The sequence below is a fragment of the Buttiauxella sp. B2 genome (assembly GCF_006376615.1).
Classification (GTDB): Bacteria; Pseudomonadota; Gammaproteobacteria; order Enterobacterales; family Enterobacteriaceae; genus Buttiauxella.
The window spans coordinates 1-10,579 of the sequence record NZ_VEXQ01000047.1 but is presented as its reverse complement, the minus strand read 5'-3'; the positions used below and the strand labels follow the sequence as shown (position 1 = coordinate 10,579).

Annotated in this window: 4 protein-coding genes; 2 read left to right on the top strand and 2 right to left on the bottom strand. The window is 55.3% G+C overall.

What is annotated here, in order from left to right:
- Nucleotides 1–40 precede the first annotated feature (40 nt).
- Both FH968_RS24245 and FH968_RS23015 read right to left on the bottom strand, forming a co-directional pair.
- Nucleotides 41–133 (bottom strand): IS1 family transposase, encoded by a 93-nt coding sequence (locus FH968_RS24245; RefSeq protein ID WP_139883737.1) that lies wholly within the window; start codon nucleotides 131–133, stop codon nucleotides 41–43.
- 227 nt (nucleotides 134–360) lie between these two features.
- Nucleotides 361–549 (bottom strand): YegP family protein, encoded by a 189-nt coding sequence (locus tag FH968_RS23015; RefSeq protein WP_139883735.1) that lies wholly within the window; start codon nucleotides 547–549, stop codon nucleotides 361–363.
- Between the two features lie 664 nt (nucleotides 550–1,213).
- Between FH968_RS23015 and FH968_RS23010 the strand changes: the two genes are divergently transcribed.
- Nucleotides 1,214–2,875: a ShlB/FhaC/HecB family hemolysin secretion/activation protein gene (locus FH968_RS23010; RefSeq protein WP_139883733.1), complete on the top strand. Its 1,662-nt coding sequence runs from the start codon at nucleotides 1,214–1,216 to the stop codon at nucleotides 2,873–2,875.
- 12 nt (nucleotides 2,876–2,887) lie between these two features.
- The coding region (locus tag FH968_RS23005; RefSeq protein WP_139883725.1) for a hemagglutinin repeat-containing protein at nucleotides 2,888–10,579 on the top strand (7,692 nt) is incomplete at its 3' end.

Sequence of the window (10,579 nt, the reverse complement as noted above, 5' to 3'; positions counted from 1 at the left end):
TGTGTTGAATTTTGGCAGAAGTTAGGTAGAAAACCGTGCCTTATATCCCCGCCCTGAAGGACGAGGCTTTACGGCACACCTGGTAAACCAGAGCTGACTGACAACGGGGACAATGAACGGCGATGGTTGCCACAGAAGTACCTCAAAAAAGCGTATTACTCATGACAACTCAACTAATTGGAAGCATTGCCAGTGCGACATACTGAATACGCTGTCTGAATACCACAGGCCGATGGATAATGTTGTTGAATTATCCGCCTTAAGGAAAAGAAAATAATAACCGACCGTGACAATTAAACTTATCTGACATGTGGGAACAAACTTGTCCCCGCAACTGACAACACCAGAACATTCGTTTAATTACAGCGTTTCGTCCCGAATATCTTCAGTGCTGCCATTTTTCTGAATGGATGCAATACCCTTTTTTGCCGCATCTTTGCTGGAGTACATTTCACTGGTGGCGATGGTCTCATGATTACCCGCTTTCAGCAGAAAGTAATACGGCTGCGCTGTTGTCTTTTCAGATTTCTTAATAACGTAATATCCCATCTCATATTCCTTTTCGTGTTGTTAACTCCCTTGCTTATACTGCGCTGAAACTGAGTTTGCAATCATCAGGTATTCAGATTGTATACTGAGTCAGAGTCAGCCTACCCTGGCAAGCGGCGGAACTGCCACTTCTGAAAGAAAACCAGACGTTACCGCTGGTTGAACTGTGCAGGCTGTTTTCGGACCGCAGCAGTCAGTCTGTGGGGCGCGCCAGAATGAGGTTAACGTGTCGTGAGAGCAGCACGAAGAAATGATGGACATCTTCACCCGTTGCGTTGATGTGGGCTTCAGAATAGCCGTCCGTAACCACCTCGCCAGCGGAGTGGGTACATATCAGACAGGCCCGGACAGGTGGTGTTCAGAAGGATGCATGAGCATGGTGAGTGCGTGTGAATATAACGAAAAACCGGCGTACCCAAAATAAAAACCAGGATGACATGTGCTGAGTTTATATTCTCACATGCACACGCTGTCAGGTTTTTTTATTTTAATATTTAAATAATTTAATTTTAATTATTTCTATCGTGTGACGCGTGATGATAAACATCCAAGAAATAAGAATGATGGAAAACATTATTTTCGTTCCATGTGGTTCTGTGGTCTAATTTAAAGAAACGTAAAGAAAATAGTTCTACATAACAAAATAAAAAGAACTGGGATAGGGATGAAATCACAATATTCTGTCTTGTTCTGGCTGGCGCTGAGCCCGTCAGTACTGGCAGCCCCACTGTCACCCGCAGATCGCGACAGCATTGAACAACAGCAACAGCAATTACTGCGTCAAAACCAGCAACAGCGCGAATCGCTGGAGCGTACTGTGCCTCTTCCCCGGGCGCCTGACACTGCCGCTCGAGGGACGCTAAACGGCCCCTGTTTTACCATCAACCATATTTTTCTTGACGGTGCCACCCTGCCAGATGAGCGAGTACAACAGAAACTGCTCGCGCCCTGGCACGGGCAGTGCCTCGATATGGCCCGCATTAATCAGCTGACAAATGCCGTTTCTGACTGGTATATCAGCCAGGGATATATCACCAGTCGGGCTTTTCTGACGCAGCAGGATTTACGCACCGGTGAACTGCATTTGGCGATCCTCGAAGGTCGTCTGGAAAAAATCCGCATGGATGATGCACCCGAACGCATGCTGAAAATGGCGTTTCCGGGGCTGGAAGGAGGCATACTTAATCTGCGTGATATTGAACAAGGCATGGAGCAGATTAACCGCACCCGTATCACGCCTGTACAAATTGAAATATTGCCCGGCGATAAACAGGGCTGGTCGGTTGTTCATCTCACTGCCACGCCTGAGTTTCCGTTAAGTGGCTCGGTGAGTTTTGATAATAGCGGACAAAAAAGTACCGGCGTCGGGCAAATTAATGCCGGGATGACGGGAAATAATTTGCTCGGTCTGGCGGACAGCTGGTTTGTCAGCGGCGGGCGCAGCAGTGCTATCTCAAACTCTAAAGACGCTCAAAATGTTGCCGCCGGGGTCAGCATCCCTTATGGCTACAGCCTGTTCGACTACAGCTACAGCTGGAATAATTATCTCAACACCATTGATAACAATGGCTATCAGTGGCGTTCAAGCGGTGATACTGAAACCCACCGCGTTAACTTCTCTCATGTACTGTTCCGTAACGGCGATATCAAGACCGGCATTTCTGTCGGCTTAAACCATCGCATCAACCGTAATTACCTCGATGATGTTCTGCTCCAGAGCAGCAGTCGCAAGCTCACCAGCCTGTTATTTGGGCTGAACCATACCCAGAAAATGTTCGGCGGTGTGGCGACATTTAACCCGACCTTCAGTCGCGGTATGCCGTGGTTCGGGGCTGAAAGTGATGGCAATCAGAACGGCGATTTACCGAAAGCCGAGTTCCGTAAATGGAGCCTGAATGCCAGCTTCCAGCGCCCGGTGGCGGACAACCTCTGGTGGCTTGCCAGTGCTTACGGGCAGTGGACGCCCGACCGCCTGTTCGGCAGCGAACGGATGACCATAGGCGGAGAAAGCTCCGTGCGCGGATTCAAAGAACAGAGCATCTCCGGCGATAACGGCGCTTACTGGCGGAACGAACTCAATTACACCCTGTTTACTTTACCCGTTATCGGCCAGGTCAGTGCACTTGCCGCCGTTGACGGTGGCTGGCTGCATTCAGACCGTCTTGACCCATATGCGGGCGGCACTCTCTGGGGGGCTGCAACCGGGCTGACAACCGCCAACCGCCGGATGTCCACGTCGTTCACCGTGGGGCTTCCCCTTGTTTATCCGGACTGGCTTGGCCCGGATCATTTCAGCGTTTATTACCGTGTCGCCGTGGCGTTTTAAAGGACTAAAATAATGAATAATCAGCCCCCCGTTCGCTTAACGTACCGCCTGCTCAGTTATCTGATAAGCGCCCTTCTGGCAGGACAACCGTTGCTGCCTGCCATGGCGGCAACGCTGACGCCACAAGGGAAAGCGACGACCGACAAAGCGGCGAACGGTGTGCCGGTAGTGAACATCAACACTCCGAACGGGACAGGGATTTCGCATAACCAGTTTAAGGATTACAACGTCGGCAAAGAGGGTCTCATCCTCAACAACGCCACGGGGAAACTGAACCAGACGCAGCTGGGCGGACTGATTAACGGCAACGCCAATCTTAAAGCAGGCAAGGAAGCCAGAGGCATCATTAACGAAGTGACCGGGGGCAACCGCTCACAGTTACAGGGCTATACCGAAGTGGCGGGGAAAGCGGCGAATGTGATGGTCGCTAACCCCTATGGCATCACCTGTAACGGCTGTGGCTTTATCAACACCCCACAGGCCACGCTGACCACCGGCAAGCCGGTTTTTGACGCGAACGGCAACCTGCAGGCGCTGGACGTTAAAAAAGGCAGTATTACCATTGAAGGCCAGGGGATAGACGCCAGCAACAGCGACGCGCTGTCCATCATCTCCCGCGCCACTGAAGTGAACGCCGCCATTCACGCTAAAGATCTGAAGGTTATCGCCGGGGCTAACCGTGTTGGCGCAGATGGCAGTGTGCAGGCGCAACAGGGTGAAGGTGCCGCCCCTACCGTCGCGGTCGATACCGGGGCATTAGGCGGGATGTACGCCAACCGTATTCATCTGGTGTCCAGTGAGAAAGGCGTCGGGGTCAACCTCGGCGACCTGAATACCCGTCAGGGGGATATCACCCTTGATGCCAGTGGCAAGCTGACCGTTCACAACAGCCTTGCCAGCGGCGCTATCACCGCGAAAGGGCAGAGTATTGCCCTTACCGGTGACCACAAAGCCAGCGGTACTATCAACCTCAACAGCCAGGGCGACCTTACCCTCAGCAACGGTTCACTCAACAGCGATAACGACCTGGTGCTGAATGCCAGCGGCACGCTTTCGCACGGCAATGAAAAACTCATCGCCGGACGTGATGCCTCACTTAACGCAAACACTATTCGCCAGGATGCTTCCAGCCAGGTCAATGCGGCGCGACATGTCAGTGCTAACGCCCGTGACGCATTCAGCAACCAGGGGCAGATAACGGCGGGGCAAAACCTGACGGTAAGCACCAGCACGCTGACGCAGAGCGGTAAGCTGCTGGCCGGTGGCAACGCAAAGCTGAACGCGGCCTCGCTCAACAACAGTGGCGAGGTACAGGGCAGTTCGCTTGCGGTTAACAGCACGTCTTTAAATAACGGCGGTTCGCTGCTGAGTGGCAGTACGCTGAATATCAACACCCAGGACTTTACCCAGAGCGGCAAAGCCGGAGCAAAAGGCAACGCTGATATCACGGCCAGTAGAGCACTCGCCAACACCGGTTCACTGGTGAGCGACGATGCGTTGACGCTGAAAGCCGGGAGTATCACGCAGAACGGGATGTTGTCTGGTGCGAAAGGACTGAACGTCAGCGCAAACAGCTTCACCTCCGGGGCATCGTCTGTCACCCACAGTGACGGGGCAATGGCGCTGAATGCCACGACAACAACACTGGACGGAGAAGTCAGCGCGGGCGGTGATATGCAGATGGCCGCAGACCGGCTAAGCACGGCCACTGCGGCTCAGGTGCAAAGCGGCAATACTCTCAGTATCAGCGGGCGGGAGGTTACACTCTCGGGGACGCATGCCGCGCAGTCAATGACGGCGAATGCCCGTGAAAAGCTCAGCCACAGCGGGAAAAGCAGCGCAGGCACGCTTGCGCTGAACGCCCCGCAGATGACTAACAGCGGCGTACTGGCGGCGGACACTCTCACCACGCAATCCCGGACGCTTGCCAACAGTGGTCTGATGCAGGCCGACAGCGCCCTGAATATCGACACTCAAACGCTGAACAACCAGCAGGACGGCACGCTGTACAGCGCCGCCAACCTGACGCTGGATATACCTGATATCAGCAACAGCGGGCTTATCACCAGCGACAGCGCTCTTGCGCTCACCACCACTACCTTGATCAGTTCCGGCAAAATTCTTGCAGACACGCTGAACCTGAAGGCTGCCACGCTAACTGGCGATGGACTGCTTCAGGGGGCAAAGGCGCTCACTCTTTCCGGCGATACGCTTTCACAGGGAGCAGCAGGTCGCTGGCTGACGGCGGGTGAGTTAACACTTGATGGCACCACACTGACCACCGCAGGGACCACACAGGGCAGTAACCTCAGCGTCAACGCGCAGGGCTGGAATCACAGCGGATCCGTGCTGGCAACGGGTAATCTGAATGCCTCGCTGGCACATTCGTTGCTGAACAATGGCGACCTGATGAGTCAGGGCGACCTGACGTTCAGCGCGCCTGTTCTGACCAACCACGGCAACCTGCTTGCCACTGGCGATATGTCGCTGAGTGGCCAACAGTTCAGCAGCAGTGGTGCTTTGCAGGGCCATATCCTGAGTCTTACGCAGGACAGCATCGATAATCAGGGCTCAGCAATTGGCCTGGCAGGCCTGACGCTGCACAGCACCGGTGCACTGAACAACAGTGGTGACTTGCTGACTCAGGGGGCACTCACCGCTATGGCAGGGGACGTGACCAACAGCGGGCGACTCCAGGGGCAGAACATCACGCTGGACGGCAGCAGCCTGAATAACAGCGGGGTCATTCAAAGCGCACTGGATTTAGCTCTGACGCTCAGTGGTGACATCGTTACTGCCACCGACAGTAAAATCACCGCACTCGGTGACGCAAAGATTACCGGTAAAGCACTCAGCAACCAGGGGCTGGTCAGCGCCAGAACGCTGAACATCAAAGGCGACTCACTGAGCAACAGCGGTGAAATCAGCGGTGTGAACAGTCTCGGGCTGACACTCAATGGCAACCTGCAACAGCAGGGTAAACTGCTGACCGGGGGCGCATTGACGTTACAGACACAGGATATCGCCAACAGCGGGCAGATTCAGGGTGGGGACACGTACATCAACGCCAGCAACCTGACCAACAGTGGTCGCCTTCAGGGCGATAATAGTCTGACGCTCACCTTGCTGAATGCGCTGACTAATCAGTCTGGCGGCGTTATCCTCAGCCAGAGCACGCTCAATATCACCGCACCGGTACTGACCAGTGACGGCACGATTCAGGGCAACGGCAAAACCACCCTCAGCGCAACCACGCAAACCCGCAACGGCGGCAAAATTCTCTCCGGCGGCGACCTGACGTTATCCACGCAGGATTACAGCGGCGCTGGCTGGCTCCAGGCCACAAACCTGGTACTGAATGTCGCGACACTCACCAACAGCGGTACGGTGATTGCGGCGAACCAGGTACGGCTTACCGGCAACAGCCTGACCAACGGCGGCACGTTCCAGGCGGCGATGCTGGATGTATATTATCAGGCGATGAGCAACAGCGGCACTCTGCTCGGCAATCAGAGCCTGACGCTGAAAGGCAACACGCTGAACAACGCCGGTGGCAAGATGTTCAGCGGCGGAGATATGCTGACCGATGTCACCGCGTTGAGTGGTGCAGGCCAACTGGTCGCCCTGGGCAACCTGACGCTGAAGCTCGCGAACAGTTTCAGTGCGCAGGGGGTGATTGCGTCGAACAAACAGCTGTCGGTGACAAGCCAGAGCGATATCACCAACGCAGGGACCTTACAGGGCAATGGCATCACGCTCGCCGCTTCCGGCACGCTGACGAATAACGGACAACTGACCGCAGGCTCAGGTATTACGGCTCTCAGCGGTAGTCAGATTGCGATGAACGCCAGCGGTTCACTGCAGGCGGGCGGCGATGTCACCCTGAACAGCCAGGGTAATATCACGCTTGATGGCTTTACCGGTACCGCAGGCAATCTGGCGCTGACAGCGGCAGACGCCATCATCAACACAGCATTACTCTACGCAGGGAATAACCTGTCGCTGTTTGCGAACAGTATTCAGAATCTGCGCGGCGATATCCTGGCGGGTAATAACCTGGTGATGCAAAAGGATGCGTCAGGCGCGGCGAACGCTGAGGTCATCAACACCTCCGGGAATATCGAAACCACGAACGGTGATATCACCATCAAGACCGGGCATTTGCTCAATCAGCGGGATGGACTGGTCGTGACGACCACCAGTACCAGTGGTGCGCAAGCCATCCCGGGTATCGGTGAGGCAAATATTTTTGTGAACATCGACCAGCTGGCAGATGGCAGCTACGGGATGAACAGTAGGCTGATTTCGTGGGATGAGGGCCCCTGCGGTACCCACAGTGCCTGTAATCATAGGCACAAAAATCAGTTCTATTACGCCATGTTTGCCGATACGGCAGAGCAGAAGTTTATTAACAGCCAGACGCGCACCGATGTCATCAGCAAAAGAGAAGCTTCACGCATTGCTTCCGGCAACGACCTCACAATAAATGCCGGTACGCTGGATAATCTTGCCAGCAATATTCTGGCCAACGGAGATGTTTCTCTCACAGGTAATGTGCTCAACAACCAGAGCTGGCAATCGGGCACGGTCACCGACTGGTATGTTTATCAGTATGAGCCGGGTCGCAATGGGTATGGCGTAGCGCCCGGTAACGCCTATCCGACAGACGGCAATAATTATGACGATGTCATGCCGGAAGACTCGACTATCGCCTTCACGCTGAGCGGACACGATTCCAGCACGGAGCAGGGAGAGGCTTACCGCTCCGTTATTCAGGCAGGCGGCAACGTCAGTGCCAATTTCACCAGCGACATCAGCAACACCAGTACCACCGCGAACGCGGGCAAAATCAGCAACACCATTGTTGCCCCCAGCCTCAATACGCCATCAGCACAATCGGTTGACGGAGGCGCAGATGCGCAGTCGCTGGATGACGCCGGTACGCTGGTTATTACCACACCCGACTGGAAAGATACCTCGGGCGACGCCGGGAAGAATATTGACGGTGGAACCGGGCTGACGCCGGGTGGCATTGACGACAACTACCCTCTCCCTTCCGGTAAAAATGGTTATTTTGTTACCTCAACCGATCCGGACAGCCCGTATCTGATAACGGTGAACCCGAAACTGGATGGCCTGGGCCAGGTCGACCCGTCGCTGTTTGGTGACCTGTATAAGCTGCTGGGTATGAACCCGGGGGATGCGCCGAAAGAAACTAACAGCCAGTACACCGATATTAATCAGTTCCTGGGCTCGTCGTACATGATGGACAGACTGCACCTCGACCCGGATAACGATTACCGTTTCCTGGGCGATGCGGCGTTTGATACCCGCTATGTGAGCAACATTGTCCTGAACCAGACCGGGACACGTTACATCAACGGACTCGGTTCTGATTTAGACCAGATGCGCTACCTGATGGACAGTGCAGCTGACGCACAACAATCACTGGGTCTGCAGTTTGGCGTGGCGCTGACCGCAGCCCAGGTGGCGGCTCTTGACCACAGTATTCTGTGGTACGAAACCGCGACCCTCAACGGCCAGACGGTAATGGTGCCGAAAGTGTATCTGTCGCCAAAAGACGTGACGGTACAAAACGGCAGCGTGATTAGCGGCAACAATGTCCAGCTGGCGGGTGGCAACGTCACCAATGACGGCAGCTCGCTGCTGGCACAAAACGGGCTGTCCATCGACAGCAGCAACAGCATCAGCAACCTTAACGCCGGGCTTATCAGCGCAGGCGGTGGTCTGGACCTCAGTGCATTCGGTGATATCAACAATATCGGCTCATCGATAAGCGGCAAAACCGTACAACTGGAAAGCACGGGCGGCAACATCAACAACATCACCCGCACAGCGCAGTGGAGCGCAGGTGGTGACAGCCGTCGTGGCAATATCCATATCAGCGGAACCGATATCGGTCAGACTGCGTCCATCACAGCAACTGATGGTCTGTTCATGGGGGCGGCAAACGATATCAACATCACGGGTGCGAAGGTTGCCGCCGGTGGTGACCTGGCAATGGGCGCGGGCAACAATATCAACATTGCCGCCAGGCAGATTAATGACAGCGGCAGCCAGTCAGGTTTTTGGGGCAAAAAAGACACCACCTCGTCGTCCACATCTAATGCAGGCAGCAACATTGTCGCAGGTGGTAACGCCATTATGCAGGCCGGGAACGACCTGAATGTGACGGCCAGTGCCGTTGATGCTGGCAAAACCGCGCAACTGGTGGCAGGTAACGACCTGAATCTGAATGCCGCAGGTAACAGCGATACCCAGCGTAAAGGCAGCAGCGAAACGCATCACAGCAGCGCGGACAGCTCAACCATTGCCGCAGGCGATAATGTGACGCTGGTTGCAGGTCGCGATATTAACAGCCAGGCAGCAGGCATTGCAGCGGAAGGGAATGTCGGCATTCAGGCCGGGCGCGATGTGAACCTGGCGGCGAAAGCCACCACCGACGGTAGCAGCAGCCACAGCAGTAAGAAAACCGTCATCGACGAATCCGTGCGCAAGCAGGGAACCGACATATCCAGCGGGGGTAACACCACCATCATTGCCGGGCGCGACGTAAACAGTGAAGCCGCCCAGGTGACCACCCAGGGCGATATCGGGATTGCCGCTGGCCGTGATGTGAATCTGAGCACCGCCACGGAAAGTGATTATCACTACAACGAAGAGACGAAAACCAAAAGCGGTTTCCTCAGCAAGAAGACTACCCACACTATCGAAGAGGACAGAGCGACTCGTGAGGCGGGTACGCTGCTGAGCGGAGACAACGTGCAGGTCAGTGCCGGTAATAATCTGCTGGTGAAAGGTTCTTCCGTGGTGGCCGATGATGCGGTGAACCTGAGTGCAGGCAACAATGTTGATATTATTGCCGCCACTAACACCGATTCGAGCTGGCGTTTTAAGGAAGAGAAGAAAAGCGGCCTGATGGGAACCGGCGGTATCGGCGTCACCATCGGCAGCAGCAAGACCACACACGACCTGCGTGAAGCCGGAACCACCCAAAGTCAGAGCTTCAGTACTGTCGGCTCGACGGGCGGTAGCGTGGTGATTTCTGCCGGTAATCAGGCGCATATCGGTGGCGCAGACCTTATCGCCGGGAAAGACCTGGCGGTTATCGGCGACAGCGTGCTTATCGACCCCGGCCATGACAAACGCCGTAGCGATGAGACATTTGAGCAAACAAAGAGTGGCCTGACACTGGCGCTCTCCGGCACGGTCGGCAGCGCCATCAATAACGCTGTCACTAATGCGCAGGAGACGAAAGAGACCAGCGATAGCCGTCTTAAAACGTTGCAGGCCACCAAAACCGCCCTCTCCGGCGTACAGGCGGGTCAGGCTGCAGCCGTCGCTGTCGCCACAGGTGACCCGAACGCGATGGGTGTAAGCCTCTCTCTCACCACCCAGAAATCAAAATCGCAGCAACATGCCCGGAGTGATGCGGTCTCCGGCAGCACGCTTAATGCCGGAAACAATCTGTCGGTTATCGCGACCGGGAAAAACAAAGGCGATAACAGTGGCAATATCGTTATCGCCGGAAGCCAGCTGAAAGCCGGCGGCGACACGCTGCTGAGTGCTGAGAATGACGTCATTCTGAGTGGTGCGGCCAACACCCAGCAATCCAGCGGTAAGAACAGCAGCAGTGGCGGTGGCGTGGGTATCAGCATCGGCGCAGGTGGCGGTGGTGCCGGG